Source organism: Bacillus badius NBRC 15713 (assembly GCF_001591605.1).
GTDB lineage: Bacteria > Bacillota > Bacilli > Bacillales > Domibacillaceae > Pseudobacillus > Pseudobacillus badius.
Map to the genome: position 1 here is coordinate 31,327 of NZ_BCVF01000026.1, position 20,550 is coordinate 51,876.

Below are 20,550 nucleotides of genomic sequence, written 5' to 3' on the forward strand. Positions count from 1 at the left end.
TTTAGTATAGTTAATGTTTTTATTTTTTAGCTTCTTTCGGACGCTTCATTCCGTATTTAGAACGGCCTTGACGACGAGTTTCTACGCCGGCAGTATCAAGCGCACCGCGGACAATGTGGTAACGAACCCCTGGTAAATCCTTTACTCTTCCTCCGCGAATCAGCACAACGCTGTGCTCTTGAAGGTTGTGTCCAATACCAGGAATATAAGCATTCACTTCAATGCCGTTGCTCAAGCGAACACGTGCATATTTACGCAAAGCTGAGTTAGGCTTTTTAGGAGTCATTGTACCAACACGAGTACAAACTCCGCGTTTTTGTGGTGAATTAATATCCGTTTGCGCTTTTTTGAAGCTGTTATAGCCTTTATTAAGTGCTGGTGATTTGGATTTAGAAATTTTTGATTTACGAGGTTTACGCACTAACTGGTTAATAGTAGGCATATATAAATCCTCCCTTCCTTTTTCTTAAGCCCACACATCCAGGTGGACCATTTTTAATTAAAAACAAAGTCTTTGCACTTTCATGCAAAAACATTATTCATTAATAATAGCAACAGCAGCTGCCTTGACATCAATCCCGCATGCTTTTCCTAATTTCAGCATAGAATCCACATAAGTAAACGGCACTGCTTTTTGTTTCGCCAGATCTTCCACCTTTTTTCGCAAAAAGGGGCTGGCATCAGCAGCGATCATTACTTGCTGAGCTTGATCTCTCTCAAGAGCTCTTACTGTTTGTTTTGTTCCTATCGCTAAGTGTTGCGCCTTCGCTACTTTATCATAAGACATGTGAACATCCTCCAAAGTAACAAGGTTCATAGGAGCACCTTGATTATATTATCACTCATGTTTTTAAATGTCAACTGTGAAAATAAATTATTATGCCGGAGCCAAAGAAGCAGGCTCCGGCCAATAATCAGCTAAAGAGAAGAGGATCGCTCCCCCCTCATTTAGCGTGCGTTATCATTCTACTGTAACAGACTCTTCAGGTGCCGCTAAGATCGGCTCTGAATTGCGGTACCGCTGCATACCTGTTCCAGCTGGAACAAGTTTTCCGATAATCACGTTTTCTTTCAATCCTAACAATTCATCGCGCTTGCCCTTGATAGCTGCATCTGTCAGGACACGAGTTGTTTCCTGGAAGGACGCCGCAGACAAGAATGAATCTGTCTCCAAGGATGCTTTTGTAATACCGAGAAGAACAGGTCTTCCTGTTGCCGGCAATTTACCTTCAAGCAATGCTTGCTCATTGGCATCTCTGAATTGATGGATTTCAAGCAGGCTTCCTGGCAGCACATCGGTTTCACCCGCATCAATTACGCGCACTTTGCGAAGCATCTGCCGAACCATAACTTCAATATGCTTATCGCCGATTTCTACCCCTTGCATCCGGTATACTTTCTGTACTTCGCGCAGCAAGTATTCTTGAACAGAAGCCACATCGGTGATCTTCAAGTATTCTTTCGGATCGATAGAACCTTCCGTCAGCTCTTGGCCGCGGGTAACTTGATCATTGACAGCTACTTTCAAGCGAGCTGTGTAAGGAGCCGTATATGTGCGGCTTTCTACATCGCTTTGGACAACGATCTCTTGCTGGCGGTCGCGGCCTTCATTAATGGCTGTAACCACACCATCAATTTCGGAGATAACCGCTTGACCTTTCGGGTTACGCGCTTCGAACAATTCCTGAATACGCGGCAAACCTTGGGTAATATCGTCCCCGGCTACCCCGCCTGTATGGAACGTACGCATTGTTAACTGCGTACCAGGCTCACCGATGGATTGAGCAGCGATGATGCCGACTGCTTCGCCGACTTCCACTTGTTGACCGGTCGCCAGGTTGCGGCCGTAACATTTTTTACATACGCCGTGGCGGGTATTACAAGTGAAGGCAGATCGAATCCACACTTCCTCAATGCCCGCATTGACGATGACACTAGCCATATCCTCATCAATCAGATCGTTTTCCCGCGCGATTATTTCCCCTGTTTCAGGATGAGCAATCGTTCTTCTTGCATAACGGCCAACGAGACGCTCTTCTAATGGTTCAATAATCTCCGTGCCTTCTTTAATGGAACGAATGAGCAAACCGCGGTCTGTTCCACAATCATCTTCACGAACAATAACATCCTGCGCCACGTCAACGAGACGGCGAGTTAAGTAACCCGAGTCAGCTGTTTTAAGAGCTGTATCCGCCAGACCTTTACGCGCTCCATGTGTGGAGATAAAGTATTCCAATACGGTTAAGCCTTCACGGAAACTTGACTTGATCGGAAGTTCAATAATCCGGCCAGCCGGGTTGGCCATGAGACCGCGCATACCTGCAAGCTGAGTAAAGTTAGATGCGTTACCACGGGCACCTGAGTCACTCATCATGAAGATTGGGTTGCGCTTATCTAATGAAGCCATCAATTTGCCTTGGATCGTATCTTTCGCTGCACTCCAGACAGAAATTACGCGATCATAGCGTTCTTCCTCAGTGATTAAACCGCGTCTGAACTGCTTCAGGACGTTATCCACTTTTGCTTGTGCTTCTTTAAGGATTTGTTCTTTCTCACCCAATACTACGATGTCGGCGACACCTACTGTAATACCGGCTTTTGTCGAATGTTTAAATCCTAAGTCTTTCATGCGGTCAAGCATCTTGGACGTTTCGGTAATTTTGAAACGCTTGAATACTTCCGCAATGATGTTTCCAAGAATTTTCTTCTTAAACGGAGCAATCAGCTCTTGTTTTTGGATATGTTCTTTAACATTTTCTGTCGGCTCGACAAAATACTTTTCTGGTGTTTTCACGACCAGGTTCGTGTTTGTCGGCTCATTGATGTATGGGAAGGTATCCGGAAGAATCTCATTGAAAATCATCTTTCCGACTGTAGTAATTAACAGCTTTTTGTTTTGCTCTTCGGTAAATGTTTGATTATTTAAAGCAGAAGCAGCGACTGCTACTCGTGTATGAAGATGTACATAACCATTTTGATAGGCAATTAACGCTTCATCTACATCTTTAAAAATCATGCCTTCGCCGATTGCGTCTTCGCGCTCAAGCGTCAAATAATAGTTACCTAATACCATGTCCTGAGACGGCGTAACAACCGGTTTACCATCTTTCGGGTTCAAGATATTTTGAGCCGCCAGCATCAGCATCCGGGCCTCAGCCTGCGCTTCTGCTGACAACGGTACGTGGACAGCCATCTGGTCACCGTCAAAGTCCGCATTGTACGCTGTACAAACGAGCGGATGAAGACGGATCGCACGCCCTTCTACCAGCGTAGGTTCAAATGCCTGAATACCTAGGCGGTGAAGAGTTGGTGCCCGGTTTAGAAGAACAGGGTGCTCTTTAATGACCTCTTCAAGCACGTCCCATACTTCCGGCTGTACGCGTTCAATTTTGCGTTTTGCGCTTTTAATATTATGAGCAAGACCTTTTTCAACCAATTCCTTCATAACGAACGGCTTGAACAATTCCAATGCCATCTCTTTCGGAAGGCCGCACTGATACATTTTCAAGTTCGGTCCTACAACGATAACGGAACGGCCGGAATAGTCAACACGCTTTCCTAACAAGTTTTGGCGGAAACGGCCTTGTTTTCCTTTCAGCATATGTGAAAGTGATTTTAATGGACGGTTACCTGGTCCTGTCACCGGACGGCCGCGGCGGCCATTATCGATTAAGGCATCTACCGCTTCTTGAAGCATCCGTTTTTCGTTTTGAACGATAATGCTTGGAGCTCCAAGGTCCAGCAGGCGCTTTAAGCGGTTGTTCCGGTTAATCACCCGGCGGTATAAATCGTTCAAATCAGAAGTTGCGAACCGGCCGCCATCAAGCTGTACCATCGGACGCAGTTCCGGCGGAATAACAGGAAGCACGTCGAGAATCATCCAGCTCGGGTGATTTCCGGAATGACGGAATGCTTCAATGACTTCCAGGCGCTTGATTGCTCTTGTACGGCGCTGGCCCTGTGCACTTTTTAACTCTTCTTTCAAAAAGTCTACTTCTTTTTCAAGATCGATGTCCTGAAGAAGTTTTTTAATCGCTTCGGCACCCATTGACGCTTGGAACTTGTTGCCGTATTTTTCGCGATATGCACGGTATTCTTTCTCAGAGAGAAGCTGTTTCTTTTCAAGCGCTGTATCTCCAGCTTCAGTAACAACGTAAGAAGCAAAGTAAATCACTTCTTCTAGAGCACGCGGAGACATGTCGAGCACAAGTCCCATACGGCTTGGAATGCCTTTAAAATACCAGATGTGCGAAACAGGGGCTGCCAATTCAATGTGGCCCATGCGTTCGCGGCGGACTTTCGCTTTTGTCACTTCCACGCCGCAGCGGTCACAGACAACGCCTTTGTAGCGTACTCTCTTATACTTCCCACAATGACATTCCCAGTCTTTCGTAGGTCCGAAAATACGCTCACAAAACAATCCGTCTTTTTCTGGTTTTAATGTACGATAGTTAATCGTTTCCGGTTTTTTCACTTCACCGTATGACCAAGATCTAATCTTATCCGGTGATGCCAGACCGATTTTCATGTATTCAAAATTGTTTACATCTAGCAAGGGGCCTACCTCCCTTTCAGTCTACAGGTTCTAACGAGTATGCTTAAACTGCTATCTATGAAAGACAGCCGGAGAAAGCTGATGAAATTCCCCGGCCTGCTAATAAATTAATCCGTTGAACTTACTTTTTCGGACAGGTTTTCTTCAGGAGCGATGTTTAATGTATCCGCCTGCTGAATGTCATCCTCGTCCTCCAAATCCCGCATTTCAATTTCCTGATCGTCGCCGGACATAATCTTAACGTCCATTCCTAAACTTTGAAGCTCTTTGATCAAGACTTTAAATGATTCCGGAACGCCTGGCTCTGGAACATTTTCACCTTTGACAATCGCTTCATATGTCTTCACACGACCAACAATATCATCGGATTTGACAGTAAGAATTTCTTGAAGTGTATAAGCAGCACCATAAGCTTCAAGCGCCCATACCTCCATCTCTCCGAAACGCTGACCGCCGAATTGAGCTTTTCCTCCAAGCGGCTGCTGGGTAACAAGAGAGTAAGGTCCTGTTGAACGGGCATGAAGTTTATCGTCAACCATGTGAGCAAGTTTGATCATATACATGATACCGACAGATACACGATTATCGAACGGCTCTCCGCTGCGGCCGTCATAAAGAACGGTTTTCGCATCACGGGACATGCCGGATTCTTCAATTGTTTCCCATACATCGTCTTCCGTTGCTCCATCGAATACAGGGGTTGCTACATGCATTCCTAAATAGCGGGCTGCCATACCTAAATGGAGCTCCATTACCTGTCCGATGTTCATCCGTGAAGGTACCCCTAATGGGTTTAACATAATGTCGATCGGTGTGCCATCCGGAAGGTAAGGCATGTCTTCTTCCGGCAAGATCCGGGAGATAACCCCTTTGTTTCCGTGGCGTCCGGCCATTTTGTCTCCTTCAGAGATTTTACGTTTTTGAACAATGTATACGCGAACAAGCTGATTTACGCCCGGCGGCAATTCATCGCCATCTTCACGGTTAAATACCTTCACATCAAGGACGATTCCGCCCCCGCCGTGCGGCACACGCAAGGATGTATCGCGCACTTCACGCGCTTTTTCCCCGAAGATCGCATGCAAAAGCCGTTCTTCTGCGGTCAGCTCTGTGACACCTTTTGGCGTTACTTTTCCGACGAGAAGATCGCCGTCTTTTACCTCGGCTCCGATGCGGATAATTCCGCGTTCATCAAGGTTGCGAAGCGCATCCTCTCCGACGTTTGGAATATCGCGGGTGATTTCTTCCGGTCCAAGCTTTGTATCGCGTGATTCTGATTCATATTCTTCAATATGAATCGATGTATAAACATCATCTTTCACAAGTCTTTCACTCATGATGATGGCATCTTCATAGTTGTAACCATCCCATGTCATAAAGCCGACCATAACATTTCGGCCCAAGGCAAGTTCACCTTTCTCCATGGATGGACCGTCCGCAAGAATTTCTCCTTTTGTCACACGGTCACCTACGCTGACAATCGGACGCTGGTTGTAACATGTACCTTGGTTAGAGCGGATGAATTTCAGGAGACGGTACTTATCAAGGTCCCCTTTGATTTCTTTTCCATCCACCTCTTCTACGCGGCGGACCCAGATCTCTCTAGCCTCTACGTGCTCAACAATTCCAGCTCGTTTACAAATGACAGCAGCTCCAGAGTCTTTTCCTGAAACGTATTCCATTCCAGTACCGACAATTGGCGCTTCTGGCTGCATCAAAGGCACAGCTTGCCGCTGCATGTTCGCACCCATCAATGCACGGTTGGAGTCATCGTTTTCCAAGAACGGGATACATGCTGTCGCAGCCGATACAACCTGCTTCGGAGAAACGTCCATGTAATCCACACGCTCACGTTTGACGACGGTGTTCTCGCTTCGGAAGCGGGCTACTACTTCTTCGTCGGCAAACGAACCGTCTTCATTCAGACGAACGTTCGCTTGAGCGACTACGTAGTTATCCTCTTCATCCGCTGTTAAGTAGTCGATCCGGTCGGTTACCCGGCCAGTATCAGGATCTACTTTCCGGTAAGGTGTTTCAATAAAGCCGAAACGGTTCACCTTCGCATAAGTGGAAAGTGAGTTGATCAGCCCGATGTTTGGTCCCTCCGGCGTCTCAATTGGACACATGCGGCCATAGTGGGAATAGTGAACGTCACGGACTTCAAAGCCGGCGCGCTCCCTCGTTAATCCACCAGGTCCAAGGGCCGACAGACGGCGCTTATGCGTCAATTCAGCCAGCGGGTTCGTCTGATCCATGAACTGTGAAAGCTGGGAGCTTCCAAAGAACTCCTTGATTGAAGCAATCACCGGACGGATGTTAATCAATTGCTGCGGTGTGATCGTATTCGTATCCTGAATGGACATCCGTTCGCGAACAACACGCTCCATACGGGACAATCCGATACGGAATTGATTTTGGAGCAATTCGCCGACAGAGCGAAGACGGCGGTTACCAAGATGGTCAATATCATCTGTGTCGCCCACACCATACAGCAGGTTAAAGAAATAGCCGATGGATGAAATGATATCAGCTGGTGTAATATGTTTGACATTCACATCAGGGAAACCATTCCCGATGATATTAATCACTTTTTCATCTTCACTGTTAGGGGCATAAATCTTAATGGATTGGACAACGATATCCTCTTCCACTACCCCGCCGGATTGGCGATAAACCTTAAAGCCGACACCATTTTCCAGATTCGGTATAATCTTATCGAGTGCACGGCGGTCAAGAAGTGTGCCTTTTTCCGCAATGATTTCACCAGTTTCCGGATCTGCTAAAGTTTCAGCCAAGCGCTGTCCAAACAAGCGATTTTTCGTGTGGAGCTTTTTGTTCATTTTGTAGCGCCCAACACTCGCTAGATCATAGCGCTTTGGATCAAAGAAACGGGAAATCAGCAAGCTCTTGGCATTTTCGACTGTCGGGGGCTCGCCCGGACGCAAGCGCTCATAAATTTCAATAAGTGCTTTTTCGGTGCTTTCCGTATTGTCTTTTTCCAGAGTATTGCGGATGTACTCGTTATCACCTATAAGGTCAATGATTTCTTGATCAGAGCCAAACCCGAGAGCACGCAGCAATACAGTCACTGGCAATTTGCGTGTGCGGTCGATACGAACATATACAATATCCTTTGCATCTGTTTCATATTCCAGCCAAGCCCCGCGGTTCGGAATAACGGTAGCAGTAAAACCGCGCTTTCCGTTTTTGTCCATTTTTCCGCTGTAGTAAACACTTGGAGAACGAACAAGCTGGGAGACGATAACGCGCTCTGCTCCATTGATAATAAATGTTCCTGTTTCAGTCATAAGCGGGAAGTCGCCCATGAATACTTCCTGATCCTTCACTTCTCCAGTCTCTTTATTTAAAAGACGGACTTTGACTCGAAGCGGAGCAGAATAAGTTACATCGCGCTCCTTAGACTCATCCACCGGATATTTCGGTTCTCCGAGACTGTAATCGATAAATTCCAATGCAAGATTACCAGTAAAATCTTCAATAGGAGAAATATCCTGAAACATTTCTCTCAAGCCCTCATCAAGAAACCACTGATAGGAGGATGTTTGAATTTCAATGAGATTTGGTAATTCTAAAACTTCACTAATGCGCGCATAGCTTCTGCGCTGGCGGTGTCGTCCGTACTGAACTAGTTGACCTACCAACTGATTCACCCCTCAAATCAAGCGTTTTAGTTGCCTATATACTTCTTATAGCAGGGCAGCCAGCCTTGCTGTAAGACAAAAAGAAAAAGGTTTTTTCAAAGAAAACCTCATTTTACGCGTGATGAACTATTATTTTAGCATCGTAGCCATTTCAACCAATAATTATACAACCTAAAAGAATTTATAGCAAAAATGGTCACAATTATTATTCTGGCATTTTACAATAATAACATAGAGCTATTTGCGAGTCAACGCTTTTCCGCCTTGATAATATAATATCCCTTTGAGCGGTCTACCAGCTCCACATTTCCAAACAGCGATTCGATTTCTTTCACAGCAGAAGGCGCGCCTTGCTTCTTTTGAATAACAACCCATAACGTTCCGCCCGCAGCCAGCCTTTCGTAGCTTTGATAAAAAAAGTCAAAGACGACCTTCTTCCCTGCCCGAATCGGCGGATTCGTTAGGACAGCAGCAAAACCGCGCTCTTCCACCCCTTCCAGACGGTCACTCTCATAAATCTTCACATTCTGAATCTGGTTAAGGCCCGCATTGTCTTTCGCTAAAGAAAGAGCCCGCTGATTCACATCAATCATGTGAACGATTCGATCAGGAAAAGCATGGGCAATAGAAAGACCAATCGGCCCGTACCCGCAGCCGGCATCAAGAATAGGACCTTCCGTTTCAGGAAGCTTGAATGTTTCAATCAAGAGACGCGAACCGAAGTCCACTTCTTTTTTTGAAAAAACCCCCGCATCTGTTTTGAAGCGGAATTTTCGGCCTTTTAAAGAATACTCCCAAAACCTTGGCTCACTCTCGCTATCAGGTGTTTGAGAAAAATAATGGTTGGTCATGCGTGTCCCTCCATTCTGATAATTTATTAGAAAAAGCGGAAGTGCCTTGTTAACTCCGGCAAATATAAGACACGAAGAGGAAAAAGCATGTTTCGGTCATACAGCCGGACCGGCAAATGACCTTGAGGGATTAGTGCCTGCTCACAAATAAAAGCCCGCTGGATCCAGCGGGCTTTGTCATCATCCGTGCTTAATTACTTAACTTCTACGCCAGCGCCAACTTCTTCAAGTTTAGCTTTGATTTCTTCAGCTTCTTCTTTAGAAGCTCCTTCTTTAACTGGTTTCGGAGTGTTGTCAACAAGTTCTTTTGCTTCTTTAAGTCCAAGACCTGTGACTTCACGAACAACTTTAATAACTTTGATTTTTTGAGCGCCTGCATCAGTAAGCACAACGTCAAACTCAGTTTTTTCAGCTGCAGCGTCTCCGCCAGCAGCTCCGCCTGCTACTGCTACTGGAGCAGCTGCAGTTACACCAAATTCTTCTTCAATAGCTTTTACTAGGTCGTTCAATTCAAGAACGGACATTTCTTTAATCGCATCAATGATTTGTTCTTTAGTCATTTTAAAGTTTCCTCCTTATGTTTGCTTTCTGTTTTTATTCGTTTACGCGGCTTCTGAAAAAATCAGCTTACGCGCCTTGTTCTTCTTTTTGATCGGCAACAGCTTTTGCTGCAAGAGCGAAGTTGCGCATAGGAGCTTGCAACACGCTGAGTAGCATAGAAAGAAGGCCTTCGCGGGATGGAAGTTCAGCAAGAGCTTTCACTTCTTCTACCGTTACAACGTTTCCTTCTAATACACCTGCTTTGATTTCTAACGCTTCGTTTTCTTTCGCGAAGCTGTTAAGAATTTTTGCTGGTGCAATTACATCTTCTGCACTGAATGCAATCGCATTCGGGCCAGTTAAGAATTCTTCTAGGCCAGAAATCTCAGCAGCTTCAGCCGCACGGCGAGTTAAAGTATTTTTGTATACTTTAAATTCAACGCCAGCTTCACGAAGCTGTTTACGAAGTTCAGTTACTTGGCTTACTGTTAATCCGCGGTAGTCTACGATAACTGTAGATGCACTGCCTTTGAATTTATCAGCAATATCGCTTACTAACTGTTTCTTTTGCTCAATTACACTGCTCATCTTTTACACCTCCTGTAGATTTCTCAGCAAACAAATGGTTTGCTGCTTTGCTTGCCCATTCATACCTTAGATGAAAGTAAAAAACCTCCACATGTCCGATAGACGTGGAGGTTACGAAAAGCACAGCATACAGCTACACTCTATATATTCGTATTACCTCGGCGGGAAATTAAGCTTTTCAGCACCTGCTGTCTACGGTATAAATGTTCAATTATTTTGCAACAAAACGAATTATATCAAATTCGGCTTTTGTTGTCAATTTATTTTGCAACAGCTACAGAAGAAGGATCTACTTTAACGCCAGGACCCATTGTTGAAGTGATGGTAACGTTCTTCATGTATGTGCCTTTTGCAGCTGACGGTTTTGCTTTCAGCATTGTTTCGAAGATTGTGTTAAAGTTTTCGATTAACTTTTGATTGTCGAAAGAAACTTTACCAATCGGAACGTGGATGTTTCCAGCTTTATCAACGCGGTATTCTACTTTACCAGCTTTGATTTCTTGAACAGCTTTCGTTACGTCGAAAGTTACTGTGCCTGTTTTAGGGTTTGGCATAAGACCTTTAGGTCCAAGCACGCGTCCAAGCTTACCAACTTCACCCATCATGTCAGGAGTAGCTACGATAACATCGAACTCAAACCAACCTTGTTGGATTTTGTTGATGTAGTCAGCATCTCCTACATAATCAGCTCCAGCTGCTTCTGCTTCTTTCGCTTTTTCACCTTTTGCAAACACTAAAACTTTTTGTGTTTTACCAGTTCCGTTTGGAAGCACAACTGCTCCGCGGATTTGCTGGTCAGCTTTCTTCGGATCTACACCAAGACGGAAAGCTGCTTCTACTGTTGCATCAAACTTCGCAAAGTTTGTTTTCTTTACTAATTCAACTGCTTCGTCAAGAGCATAAGCTGTCGTACGATCAACAAGCTTCGCTGCTTCTTGAAACTTTTTACCTTTTTTAACCATTTAAAACTTCCTCCTTATGTGGTTTTAGCGGAATAACCTCCCACGAATAAAGGTTGCGTGTGAAGTAATGATAAAATACATTCACAGCGCAACCCTTGAACAACATCTACAGACGATTAGTCTTCAATCACAATACCCATGCTGCGGGCAGTACCTTCAACCATGCGCATAGCTGCTTCAACGCTAGCTGCGTTAAGGTCAGGCATTTTTGTTTCAGCGATTTCGCGAACTTTATCGCGTTTTACTGTCGCAACTTTATTGCGGTTTGGTTCACCGGAACCAGACTCAATACCTGCTGCTTTCTTAAGAAGTACAGCAGCCGGCGGAGTTTTTGTGATGAATGTAAATGAACGGTCTTCAAAAACCGAAATTTCAACTGGAATGATCAAACCAGCTTGATCCGCTGTACGTGCATTAAACTCCTTACAGAATCCCATGATGTTTACACCAGCTTGACCAAGTGCAGGACCAACCGGCGGCGCAGGGTTTGCTTTGCCTGCAGGGATTTGCAACTTAACAACTTTAATAACTTTTTTAGCCACGAGACACACCTCCTTAAGTCCGTGATGTGGTATTTGGGGGTTTCCCCTCCCACTCAATAACATCTTTAACTATAATTAAAGATGGTCAATTAAAATTAGTCTGTCTTTAAAGACATACTGACTTAAAAATATTATCATTATTTACTTAATATTTCAAGACGTTTTCCATTATAATTTATTCACTTGGTTAAAATCAAGCTCGACCGGAGTTTCACGGCCAAACATGTTCACAAGCACTTTGAGTTTTGCTTTGTCAAAGTCGATTTCTTCCACCGTTCCTTCAAAGTTGGCAAATGGCCCTTCATTAACGATAACCGTTTCGTTTACCTCGAAGTCTACGTCCTTGCGTTTTTCATCCATGCCCATTTGCTTCAGAATGTTCTTGACCTCATCCGGCAAGAGCGGGGTCGGCTTTGATCCGTGGCCAGAGGAGCCTACAAACCCGGTAACGCCCGGCGTATTGCGGACAACGTACCAAGAGTCATCCGTCATTACAATTTCTACCAGAACGTAACCTGGGAATACCTTCCTCTTTGTTACTTTCTTTTTACCGTTTTTCACATCAGTTTCTTCCTCTTCCGGAACAATGACACGAAAGATTTTATCTTGCATACCCATGGATTCCACGCGTTTTTCCAGGTTAGCTTTTACTTTATTCTCATATCCTGAATATGTGTGTACAACGTACCAATTCTTCTCCATAGAAAGGGACTAAAGCGTCCTTCCCTCCTTTACTTTTGAAAAGCAAATGAAAAAACCCGTTGAAGCGGGCTTTTTTTCTTCTCTATGATGTTTCATTATACCATATCAAAAAACAGTATATTCAAAACGAAGCGGCAAAGTTGAAAATTATAGAGACAAAACCCATCGTACAATTGATGAGATACCTAAATCAACTACCGCAAAAAAGATGGCCAAAAAGAACACAGTTGTAATAACAGTGATTGTATATCCCGTCAGCTCTTTTTTCTTCGGCCAGCTGACTTTTCTAATTTCCGAACCGACGTTGCGGAAAAATTGTGTTATGCTCGACATTTCGAACCCTCCAAAGGTGAAATCAACTTTTCTCCAAAGATGATTAATTATTGGCCGGCTGCAGATGCCAGCCTGGTTGAAGCGGCCGCTTCCAATCGTTATTTCGTTTGTTTATGGATCGTGTGGCCGTTGCAAGTGCGGCAAAACTTCTTGATTTCCAGGCGTTCTTCACTGTTGGCTTTGCTGTGAGCGGAATAGTTTCTTGAACCGCACTCGGAACAAGCTAATATTCTCTTTTTTGTCATTGTGAATCCACCTTATCTATCTCAATTGTAAAAAATAACATTATCAGCGGAACTAGTCAAGTCATTGCCTACAATGTGATCTCTCTAAACTCCAGATAGCGCTCGAGTTTTCGCTTCACACGCTGCAGCGCATTATCAATCGATTTGACGTGACGGTTAAGCTCTTCCGAAATTTCCTGATAGGATTGCCCGTCCAAATACAGGGCGAGCACTTTCCGCTCCAGATCGCTCAATAACTCATTCATTTTGTCTTCAATACTATTAAACTGCTCGCGATTGATAATCAACTCTTCCGGATTCATAATTTTTGCGCCGGTGATGACATCCATTAACGTCCGGTCGGATTCTTCATCGTAAATTGGTTTATCGAGTGAAATGTAGGAATTTAACGGAATATGTTTTTGTCTTGTGGCTGTTTTAATGGCAGTGATAATTTGTCTTGTGATACAAAGCTCAGCGAAAGCCTTAAACGTTGTCAGCTTGTCCTCTTTATAATCCCGGATTGCTTTGTAAAGCCCAATCATCCCCTCTTGGACAATATCTTCTCTGTCGGCTCCAATCAAAAAGTAGGAACGTGCTTTTGCCCGGACAAAATTTTTATACTTGTGAATCAAGTAATCCAGAGCATCGCTGTTTCCATTGTGAACTAGTTCTATGAGTTGCTCATCTTGAAGCGTTTCCAATGTTGTATTGCTTGAACGGTTCAAACCCACACACATCCCCTCCGCCTGCAAAGCCATAGATAGCAACATTATACAGCACGAATTTTTCGAACGTCAACGTTTCATTTCTCGCCGCGGCGCCACTTTTCGAAAATTTCTGCCACTTCGTCTGTAAGAGGAATTTTCGAATTGGGTTTTTTTTCATGGAATTTCTTCACGCTTTTGCCGATCTTTTTGCTTGTAACTTCCAGCTCTGTAAGCAATTCTCTAGCAGAGAGACGCAAAGCTCCTTGCCCAAAAATCACCCACTGTTCCGTAAAATCGGAGGTCGCTACAAAAACTTGATTTTTTATATTATTTAATTCGATCGCCAGCTTTTCAATCCGCTCATCCGCCGATTCGTTTTCCCGGGTGAAAATGACCTCGACTTTTGAATCCCGGTATTTCTTCTCTGTGCCTTTGACATAATGGGCATCAAACACGACAATGACCCGGCTGCCCGTGAACCCCTGGTATTCAGCCATCAGCTGAATCAGGCGGTCACGGGCAGAAGCAAGATCATATTTTTTCAGTTTTTGAAGTTCCGGCCAAGCGCCAATAATGTTATAGCCGTCAACTATGAGGATGTTCATTGTTATTCCCCTAAAGGATGCCGCCTTCTATACACTTCGTACATAAGGATACCTGCAGCCACAGAAGCGTTGAGAGAGGTGACGCGGCCGACCATTGGCAGCTGGATCAGAAAATCGCATTTATCTCGAATCAAGCGCCCCATTCCTTTTCCTTCACTGCCAATCACAAGTCCAAGCGGCATCTTTCCATCAAACCGTCTGTAATCCTCGGCTCCCTTGGCGTCTGTACCGGCAATCCATACTCCTCGCTCCTTCAGCTCATCAATTGTCCGCGCCAAATTCGTCACCCGGACAACCGGGATGTATTCAATGGCTCCGGTCGACGCTTTGGCCACAGCAGCCGTCAAGCCGACAGCCCGCCGCTTTGGAATAATGATGCCATGCACACCTACTGCATCAGCTGTTCTCATAATGGACCCGAGGTTATGGGGATCTTCGATTTCATCAAGAAGAAGGAAAAACGGCTCTTCCCCGCTTTTTTCCGCCTTCGCGAATAAATCATCAAGTTCTGCATAGTCATATGCCGCAACGGAAGCAACGATCCCTTGGTGATTCTCCTCACTCATCTGGTCAATTTTTTGTTTAGGCACAAATTGAACAAGGACATTTTTCTCTTTTGCTTTTTTGATAATTTGCTGAACAGGCCCTTTCTGTGCTCCTTCCGCTATCCAGATCTTATTAATTTCACGATCGGATCTTAACGCTTCAAGCACGGGATTGCGACCTGCAATAAATTCTTTGGACATCCAGATTCTCCCCCTTTCTTACTGATTTTCCTGCGGCAGACAAAAGTCGATTATTTCCGTCAGCCGCTGTTCCTCTCCTGTTAAAAACAACAGGCCAATCAACGCTTCAAAGGCGGTGCTATGCCGGTAAGTTTGAATATCGGTGTTTTTCGGAACAGTTCCTGATTTGGCATTTCTGCCCCTTTTTATAACAGCAAGCTCGGCCTCTGACAAAAAGCTGCTTTCAATCATGCGGTATAAAAAGCTCGCCTGGGCTTTTGCCGATACGTACCGGGTCGCTTCTCTATGAAGCTGATTCGGCTTCACTTTCCCCAGCTCCAGCAAGTGACGGCGGACATACACTTCGTAAATCGCATCCCCCATATAGGCCAAAGCGAGACTATTCATTTGCGCGGCTTCCTTCAACGGTTTAAACTCCAGCATCCTTATCCTCTTTTCCAGCGCGTGCCTTGCGGCGTATCTTCCAAAATAATATTCATTGCTTTCAGCTTATCACGAATGTCGTCTGCCAGCTGAAAATTACGGTCTTTTCTTGCTTGAATCCGCTGTTCGATCAGTGATTCAACCTCTTCATCTAACAGGGCTTCTTCCGCCTCCAACTTTAATCCGAGCACAAAGAATAAATCTTCGAATTCCTTTAAAAAGGCATCAATGACTGTTTCCGATGTGTTTTTCTCCATCAAATAATAATTCGCCTGCTTGGAAAGCTCAAACAAAACGGAGATCGCATTCGCTGTGTTAAAATCATCATCCATTTCCTTCTTGAACGTCTGATGCAGCTCTTTTATTTTCTCCAGCCACTGCTGATCATTATCCGTTAAATTGGCGCTTAACTGCTTGCGGTGTTTTAAATTTTCATAAGCTGTTCTGAGGCGATCCAGCGCCGTTTTCGCATTTTCAAGCAGCTCTTCGTTATAGTTAATCGGATGTCTGTAATGCACAGATAGCATGAAAAAGCGCAGGACCTGCGGATCAACGTGTTGAATAATGTCGTGTACAAGAACAAAGTTGCCGAGGGATTTCGACATTTTTTCATTATCAATGTTAATGTAGCCGTTATGCAGCCAATAACGGGCAAATGGCTTTTCAGTCAGCGCCTCTGATTGAGCAATTTCATTCTCATGGTGCGGGAACGTCAAGTCTTGGCCGCCGGCATGTATGTCAATGGTGTCGCCTAAATACTTCCTTGCCATAGCTGAGCATTCAATATGCCAGCCCGGACGCCCTCTTCCCCACGGGCTTTCCCAGTAAATCTCGCCATCCTTGGCTGCTTTCCACAAGGCAAAGTCCAGCTCATCCTCTTTCTTTTCGCCTACACCAATTCTGGCACCAACCTTCAGCTCATCTACTGATTGATGAGAAAGCTTCCCGTACCCTGCAAACTTGCGCGTACGGTAATACACATCTCCTTCAGAGGCATAAGCGTAACCTTTCTCAACCAGTGTCTCAATGAATTCAATAATCGTATCAATATTTTCAGTTACACGCGGATGCATATCCGCCTTCTGGCAGCCAAGCGCCTCCGTGTCTTCAAAATATGCGTGAATGAAGCGTTCCGCAATCGCCGGAACTTCTTCGCCCAGCTCATTGGCTGCTTTGATCAATTTATCATCAACATCCGTGAAGTTGGAAACATACGTCACATCATAGCCGCTGTATTGAAAATACCGGCGAACCGTGTCGAAGACAATCGCCGGCCGGGCATTTCCGATGTGAATATAATTGTATACAGTTGGACCGCATACATACATTTTTATTTTTCCCTCTTCAAGGGGAATAAACTCCTCTTTCTGTCTCGTCAATGTATTATAAACGCGAATGGCCATTTAACTGTTCTCCTTTCTTCGCTTCCTGAAGCTCCTGCTGCAGTCTGGCAATTTCCTTCTCCATAAAGGAAAGACGATCGGCAATTGGATCCGGCAAGTCATGGTGGTTCAAATCCTTCTGGACCTTTTTCCCGTCGCGGATTACGATTTTTCCTGGAATGCCAACAACGGTTGAATTTGGCGGCACATCCCTTAAAACAACAGAGCCTGCCCCGATTTTAGAGTTTTCTCCAATAGTAATCGAGCCAAGCACCTTCGCACCAGAGGCAATTAAAGCATTGTCCTTGACCGTTGGATGCCGCTTGCCTTTTTCCTTGCCGGTTCCTCCGAGTGTCACGCCTTGATATAATGTCACATTGTCGCCGATTTCACACGTTTCCCCGATCACTACTCCCATTCCATGATCGATAAAAAGCCGCCGGCCGATTTGAGCGCCTGGATGGATTTCGATGCCGGTGAAAAAGCGGCTGATTTGGGAGATCAGACGAGCAAGAAAGAAAAATTTCCTTTTGTAAAATCCGTGCGCCAAACGATGGCCCCAAATGGCATGCAGTCCTGAATAAGTTAGAATAACCTCCACATAACTGCGGGCCGCCGGGTCCTGCTCAAAAATAGTATCAATGTCTTCCTTCAGTAACTTAAACAACCCCATTGCTATCCCCCTTTGTATGAAAACAAAATAAAAAACGCCTCTGTATAGACAGAGACGTTTTAATTGACGCGGTTCCACTCTGTTTGAAAAACAAGCATAAGCCTGTTCATCCAACTCTAAACTGGTAACGGGTGTTCCCGCTGCTGCCTACTCGCATTCCTTTCGGCAACAGACTCAGAGGGGCATTTCAATAATTGAGTGGCTTAAACCGTTCGCAGCCGGTGACGGTTCTCTCTGTAAAGCTTCAATTATTTACTTCTCCTCATCAACGTTCATTTATAAATAAACTGTACATTTACTATATTACATTTTCGCAAAAATGTTAACTATGGATCTTGCGCAGGCGCTCGGCAACTTTTTCCTTCCCGAGCAGTTCAATCGCTTTCGGCAAATCAGGTCCGTGCGTTTGGCCAGTCACAGCGGCACGGATTGGCATGAAGAGCTTTTTCCCCTTATGCCCGGTTTCCTTTTGAACAGCCTTCATAGCCTGCTTAATTTCATCCGCCTGCCAGTTGCCCATTGCTTCGACTTTCTCAAGGAAAGAAGCCATGACTTCCGGAACTTGTTCTTCTGCAAGCACAGCTTTCGCTTCCTCCTCATAGCTGACGTCTTCTTTGAAAAACAGCTCAGCCATCTCTGCGATTTGTGCGCCAAAGCTCATCTTCTCTTGATAAAGCCCAATCAGCTCACGCACCCACTCTTCTTCCTCAGGAGAACGCTCAGCCGCGATCCATCCTGCCTTTACAAGGTGAGGAGCAGCCAACTCTACTACCCGGTCTAAATCTACTTTTTTCATGTATTGATTGTTCATCCATGAGAGCTTTTGCTGATCAAACAAAGCCGGGGACTTAGACAAGCGGCTTGCATCAAACATTTCAATGAATTCTTCTTTCGAGAAGATTTCCTCTTCGCCGGCAGGAGACCAGCCTAGCAGAGCAATAAAATTAAATAATGCTTCCGGCAAATAGCCAAGTTCTTTATATTGCTCAATAAATTGAATAATGGACTCATCACGCTTGCTCAGCTTTTTGCGGCTTTCATTGACAATCAATGTCATATGGCCAAAGGTTGGAGGCTCCCAGCCAAGCGCATTGTAAATAAGCAGCTGTTTAGGCGTGTTGGAAATATGATCGTCTCCGCGCAGTACATGCGTCATCTTCATTAAATGATCATCAATGGCTACCGCAAAGTTATATGTAGGCGTTCCATCCTTCTTTACGATCACGTAATCGCTAATGCCCTCCGATTCAAAAGACACTTCGCCTTTTACCATATCATTAAATGTCAGCATTTCCCCGGCAGGAACCTTAATCCGAATACTCGGCTTCCGGCCTTCCGCTTCTTTGGCCGCTCTTTCTTCCGGAGTGAGGTGACGGCACTTTCCAGAGTACCCAGCCATGTCTTTTCCTTCTGCCTGCTGCGCTTCCCGTTCAGCTTCCAGTTCCTCTTCCGTGCAATAGCATTTATACGCTTTTCCTTCTTCTACTAATTGATCATAATATTTTTTGTAGATGTCATTTCTCTCAGACTGGCGGTAAGGACCGAATTCTCCTTCTTTGTCAACACTTTCATCCCAGTCAATTCCGAGCCATTTTAAATACTTCAGCTGGCTTTCTTCGCCGCCTGCGATGTTTCGCTTCTGATCGGTGTCCTCGATTCGAATAATAAACTTTCCGCCTTTGCTGCGGGCGAATAAATAATTAAAAAGCGCTGTACGCGCATTGCCGATATGCAGATGGCCTGTTGGGCTCGGCGCGTAACGCACGCGGATTTCGTTTGCCATGATTTGTTCCTCCTCCAATCGTTCCTGTAACTTTTTTTATTTTACCACCGGCTTTTACTAGAAGGAAGAGGATTCATTTTCTTTTGCTATTAACAGAACCACCGCTTGTGCGGCAATTCCTTCTTCTCTGCCGACAAAGCCTAATTTTTCTGTCGTGGTTGCTTTCACATTCACTTGTGAAGCATCCGCTTCCAGCAGCTCTGCAATCCGCTCTCTCATTTGTCCGATATAAGGCGCCATTTTAGGCCGCTGTGCCATAATCGTGCAATCGGCGTTGCCGAGCGTATAGCCTTTTTCTTTCACTAACTTCCATACATGCTGAAGCAAAACCGCCGAATCGGCATCTTTAAACGCCGGGTCCGTATCCGGAAAATGCCGGCCAATATCTCCTTCGCCGATCGCCCCGAGAAGAGCGTCTGCTACTGTGTGCAGCAAAACGTCGGCATCTGAATGCCCGATTAATCCTTTCTCATGAGGAATCGTCACACCGCCGATAATCAGCGGGCGGTTTTCTGCAAATTCATGTACATCAAAGCCTTGTCCAATTCGAAACATACCTTTTCTCCTTCAGCCTCTATAATGATTTTCTTTTTTGAATAATTGCCTCTGCAAAGATAAGATCTTCAGGGGTCGTTAGCTTTATATTATCATAGTCCCCTTCTACAATTTGCACACATCTGCCCGTTCTTTCAACAAGAGAGGCTTCATCGGTGCCAACGTACTGATCCGCCTGTGCTTTTTCATGAGCCTGCATAATCAGCGGCATGCGAAAAGCTTGTGGCGTCTGAACCGACCACAAGCTCGAGCGTTCAACTGTCTCGACAACCTTTCCTTTTTCGACCCGCTTAATTGTATCTTTCACAGGAACAGCCGCAATGGCTGCTCCCTCTTCCGCTGCTTTTTCAACTAGACGGGCAATGATTGGCGTTGTAATAAAAGGTCTTGCCCCATCATGCACAAGAACAACCGCTGAAGGGTCCGCTTCCTTTAACCCGTTATACACACTTTCTTGCCGTTCACTGCCGCCATGGGCCAGTTTTTTCACTTTCGAGACATCGTACTCATTCACTAAGTTCGAAAAAAGCGAGGCTTCCTCCGGCTGAACAACGAGGATAATTCCGCTGCAATTAGGATCTTTCTCAAAAACCTCCAGCGTGTGAATAATTACCGGGCGCCCCTTCAGCAAAAGCAGCAATTTGTTTTTATCTGCCTTCATTCTTGTCCCCCGGCCAGCCGCTGGAATAACCACTTGATAATTCATGTCTCCTG

At 45.1% G+C, this 20,550-nt stretch carries 21 protein-coding genes and 2 other annotated features; all 21 genes read right to left on the minus strand.

Features of this window, described 5'->3' with window-relative positions:
- Window positions 1-19: 19 nt before the first annotated feature.
- The 21 genes from rpsL to ispD all read right to left on the minus strand — a co-directional run bounded on the left by rpsL (window position 20) and on the right by ispD (window position 20,542).
- Window positions 20-442 carry a 30S ribosomal protein S12 gene (gene rpsL / locus BBA02S_RS13350; protein WP_041101793.1) on the minus strand — a complete coding sequence of 141 codons (423 nt, stop codon included), beginning with the start codon at window positions 440-442 and terminating at the stop codon, window positions 20-22.
- A gap of 93 nt (window positions 443-535) precedes the next feature.
- Window positions 536-787: a 50S ribosomal protein L7ae-like protein gene (locus tag BBA02S_RS13355; protein WP_041101795.1), complete on the minus strand. Its 252-nt coding sequence runs from the start codon at window positions 785-787 to the stop codon at window positions 536-538.
- 174 nt (window positions 788-961) lie between these two features.
- Window positions 962-4,555: a DNA-directed RNA polymerase subunit beta' gene (rpoC, locus tag BBA02S_RS13360; RefSeq protein WP_041101797.1), complete on the minus strand. Its 3,594-nt coding sequence runs from the start codon at window positions 4,553-4,555 to the stop codon at window positions 962-964.
- 107 nt (window positions 4,556-4,662) lie between these two features.
- A complete protein-coding gene (gene rpoB, locus BBA02S_RS13365; protein WP_041101799.1) occupies window positions 4,663-8,217 on the minus strand; it encodes a DNA-directed RNA polymerase subunit beta in 3,555 nt (1,184 codons plus the stop codon).
- 248 nt (window positions 8,218-8,465) lie between these two features.
- Window positions 8,466-9,068: a class I SAM-dependent methyltransferase gene (locus BBA02S_RS13370; protein WP_041101801.1), complete on the minus strand. Its 603-nt coding sequence runs from the start codon at window positions 9,066-9,068 to the stop codon at window positions 8,466-8,468.
- Window positions 9,069-9,262: 194 nt separating this feature from the next.
- Window positions 9,263-9,628 carry a 50S ribosomal protein L7/L12 gene (gene rplL / locus BBA02S_RS13375; RefSeq protein ID WP_041101803.1) on the minus strand — a complete coding sequence of 122 codons (366 nt, stop codon included), beginning with the start codon at window positions 9,626-9,628 and terminating at the stop codon, window positions 9,263-9,265.
- Between the two features lie 67 nt (window positions 9,629-9,695).
- Window positions 9,696-10,196 carry a 50S ribosomal protein L10 gene (rplJ, locus tag BBA02S_RS13380; RefSeq protein ID WP_041101805.1) on the minus strand — a complete coding sequence of 167 codons (501 nt, stop codon included), beginning with the start codon at window positions 10,194-10,196 and terminating at the stop codon, window positions 9,696-9,698.
- Window positions 10,197-10,264: 68 nt separating this feature from the next.
- Window positions 10,265-10,412 (minus strand) — a sequence feature (ribosomal protein L10 leader region).
- 44 nt (window positions 10,413-10,456) lie between these two features.
- On the minus strand, window positions 10,457-11,158 hold the full coding sequence (gene rplA / locus BBA02S_RS13385; RefSeq protein WP_041101807.1) for a 50S ribosomal protein L1: 702 nt from the start codon (window positions 11,156-11,158) through the stop codon (window positions 10,457-10,459).
- 116 nt (window positions 11,159-11,274) lie between these two features.
- Complete coding sequence (rplK, locus tag BBA02S_RS13390; RefSeq protein ID WP_041101809.1) at window positions 11,275-11,700, minus strand: 50S ribosomal protein L11; 426 nt, start codon at window positions 11,698-11,700, stop codon at window positions 11,275-11,277.
- A 168-nt stretch (window positions 11,701-11,868) separates the two neighbouring features.
- Window positions 11,869-12,402, minus strand: coding sequence for a transcription termination/antitermination protein NusG (nusG, locus tag BBA02S_RS13395; protein ID WP_041101811.1), 534 nt, complete (start codon window positions 12,400-12,402; stop codon window positions 11,869-11,871).
- A gap of 147 nt (window positions 12,403-12,549) precedes the next feature.
- Window positions 12,550-12,735 carry a preprotein translocase subunit SecE gene (gene secE / locus BBA02S_RS13400; RefSeq protein WP_041101814.1) on the minus strand — a complete coding sequence of 62 codons (186 nt, stop codon included), beginning with the start codon at window positions 12,733-12,735 and terminating at the stop codon, window positions 12,550-12,552.
- A gap of 98 nt (window positions 12,736-12,833) precedes the next feature.
- Window positions 12,834-12,980 (minus strand): 50S ribosomal protein L33, encoded by a 147-nt coding sequence (rpmG, locus tag BBA02S_RS20335; RefSeq protein ID WP_041101816.1) that lies wholly within the window; start codon window positions 12,978-12,980, stop codon window positions 12,834-12,836.
- Window positions 12,981-13,048: 68 nt separating this feature from the next.
- Window positions 13,049-13,693: an RNA polymerase sporulation sigma factor SigH gene (gene sigH / locus BBA02S_RS13405; protein ID WP_223662457.1), complete on the minus strand. Its 645-nt coding sequence runs from the start codon at window positions 13,691-13,693 to the stop codon at window positions 13,049-13,051.
- Window positions 13,694-13,764: 71 nt separating this feature from the next.
- The gene (locus BBA02S_RS13410) at window positions 13,765-14,274 is read right to left on the minus strand and encodes an NYN domain-containing protein (protein ID WP_041101817.1); all 510 of its coding nucleotides are present in this window, start codon (window positions 14,272-14,274) and stop codon (window positions 13,765-13,767) included.
- 2 nt (window positions 14,275-14,276) lie between these two features.
- Window positions 14,277-15,020 carry a 23S rRNA (guanosine(2251)-2'-O)-methyltransferase RlmB gene (gene rlmB, locus BBA02S_RS13415; protein ID WP_041114395.1) on the minus strand — a complete coding sequence of 248 codons (744 nt, stop codon included), beginning with the start codon at window positions 15,018-15,020 and terminating at the stop codon, window positions 14,277-14,279.
- An 18-nt stretch (window positions 15,021-15,038) separates the two neighbouring features.
- Entirely contained in the window at window positions 15,039-15,443 is a 405-nt protein-coding gene (locus BBA02S_RS13420) for a Mini-ribonuclease 3 (RefSeq protein ID WP_041101821.1), read from the minus strand.
- 2 nt (window positions 15,444-15,445) lie between these two features.
- Window positions 15,446-16,846, minus strand: a complete 1,401-nt coding sequence (gene cysS / locus BBA02S_RS13425) for a cysteine--tRNA ligase (protein ID WP_041114396.1) — start codon at window positions 16,844-16,846, stop codon at window positions 15,446-15,448.
- Window positions 16,827-17,492 carry a serine O-acetyltransferase EpsC gene (gene epsC, locus BBA02S_RS13430; RefSeq protein ID WP_041101849.1) on the minus strand — a complete coding sequence of 222 codons (666 nt, stop codon included), beginning with the start codon at window positions 17,490-17,492 and terminating at the stop codon, window positions 16,827-16,829. Before epsC ends, cysS begins: the two co-directional genes overlap by 20 nt.
- Before the next feature lie 53 nt (window positions 17,493-17,545).
- Window positions 17,546-17,776: a binding site (T-box leader), on the minus strand.
- Window positions 17,777-17,820: 44 nt separating this feature from the next.
- Window positions 17,821-19,281, minus strand: coding sequence for a glutamate--tRNA ligase (gene gltX / locus BBA02S_RS13435; protein WP_041114397.1), 1,461 nt, complete (start codon window positions 19,279-19,281; stop codon window positions 17,821-17,823).
- A 57-nt stretch (window positions 19,282-19,338) separates the two neighbouring features.
- Window positions 19,339-19,836 (minus strand): 2-C-methyl-D-erythritol 2,4-cyclodiphosphate synthase, encoded by a 498-nt coding sequence (gene ispF / locus BBA02S_RS13440; protein WP_041101827.1) that lies wholly within the window; start codon window positions 19,834-19,836, stop codon window positions 19,339-19,341.
- Between the two features lie 19 nt (window positions 19,837-19,855).
- Window positions 19,856-20,542 (minus strand): 2-C-methyl-D-erythritol 4-phosphate cytidylyltransferase, encoded by a 687-nt coding sequence (gene ispD, locus BBA02S_RS13445; RefSeq protein ID WP_041101829.1) that lies wholly within the window; start codon window positions 20,540-20,542, stop codon window positions 19,856-19,858.
- Window positions 20,543-20,550 lie beyond the last annotated feature (8 nt).

What these genes read in the sequence shown, in the direction of transcription:
- rpsL (WP_041101793.1), bottom strand. Translation starts at nt 442, where the DNA reads ATGCCTACTATTAACCAGTTAGTGCGTAAACCTCGTAAATCAAAAATT.
- BBA02S_RS13355 (WP_041101795.1), bottom strand. Translation starts at nt 787, where the DNA reads ATGTCTTATGATAAAGTAGCGAAGGCGCAACACTTAGCGATAGGAACA.
- BBA02S_RS13370 (WP_041101801.1), bottom strand. Translation starts at nt 9,068, where the DNA reads ATGACCAACCATTATTTTTCTCAAACACCTGATAGCGAGAGTGAGCCA.
- rplL (WP_041101803.1), bottom strand. Translation starts at nt 9,628, where the DNA reads ATGACTAAAGAACAAATCATTGATGCGATTAAAGAAATGTCCGTTCTT.
- rplJ (WP_041101805.1), bottom strand. Translation starts at nt 10,196, where the DNA reads ATGAGCAGTGTAATTGAGCAAAAGAAACAGTTAGTAAGCGATATTGCT.
- rplA (WP_041101807.1), bottom strand. Translation starts at nt 11,158, where the DNA reads ATGGTTAAAAAAGGTAAAAAGTTTCAAGAAGCAGCGAAGCTTGTTGAT.
- nusG (WP_041101811.1), bottom strand. Translation starts at nt 12,402, where the DNA reads ATGGAGAAGAATTGGTACGTTGTACACACATATTCAGGATATGAGAAT.
- secE (WP_041101814.1), bottom strand. Translation starts at nt 12,735, where the DNA reads ATGTCGAGCATAACACAATTTTTCCGCAACGTCGGTTCGGAAATTAGA.
- rpmG (WP_041101816.1), bottom strand. Translation starts at nt 12,980, where the DNA reads ATGACAAAAAAGAGAATATTAGCTTGTTCCGAGTGCGGTTCAAGAAAC.
- BBA02S_RS13410 (WP_041101817.1), bottom strand. Translation starts at nt 14,274, where the DNA reads ATGAACATCCTCATAGTTGACGGCTATAACATTATTGGCGCTTGGCCG.
- rlmB (WP_041114395.1), bottom strand. Translation starts at nt 15,020, where the DNA reads ATGTCCAAAGAATTTATTGCAGGTCGCAATCCCGTGCTTGAAGCGTTA.
- BBA02S_RS13420 (WP_041101821.1), bottom strand. Translation starts at nt 15,443, where the DNA reads ATGCTGGAGTTTAAACCGTTGAAGGAAGCCGCGCAAATGAATAGTCTC.
- cysS (WP_041114396.1), bottom strand. Translation starts at nt 16,846, where the DNA reads ATGGCCATTCGCGTTTATAATACATTGACGAGACAGAAAGAGGAGTTT.
- gltX (WP_041114397.1), bottom strand. Translation starts at nt 19,281, where the DNA reads ATGGCAAACGAAATCCGCGTGCGTTACGCGCCGAGCCCAACAGGCCAT.
- ispF (WP_041101827.1), bottom strand. Translation starts at nt 19,836, where the DNA reads ATGTTTCGAATTGGACAAGGCTTTGATGTACATGAATTTGCAGAAAAC.
- ispD (WP_041101829.1), bottom strand. Translation starts at nt 20,542, where the DNA reads ATGAATTATCAAGTGGTTATTCCAGCGGCTGGCCGGGGGACAAGAATG.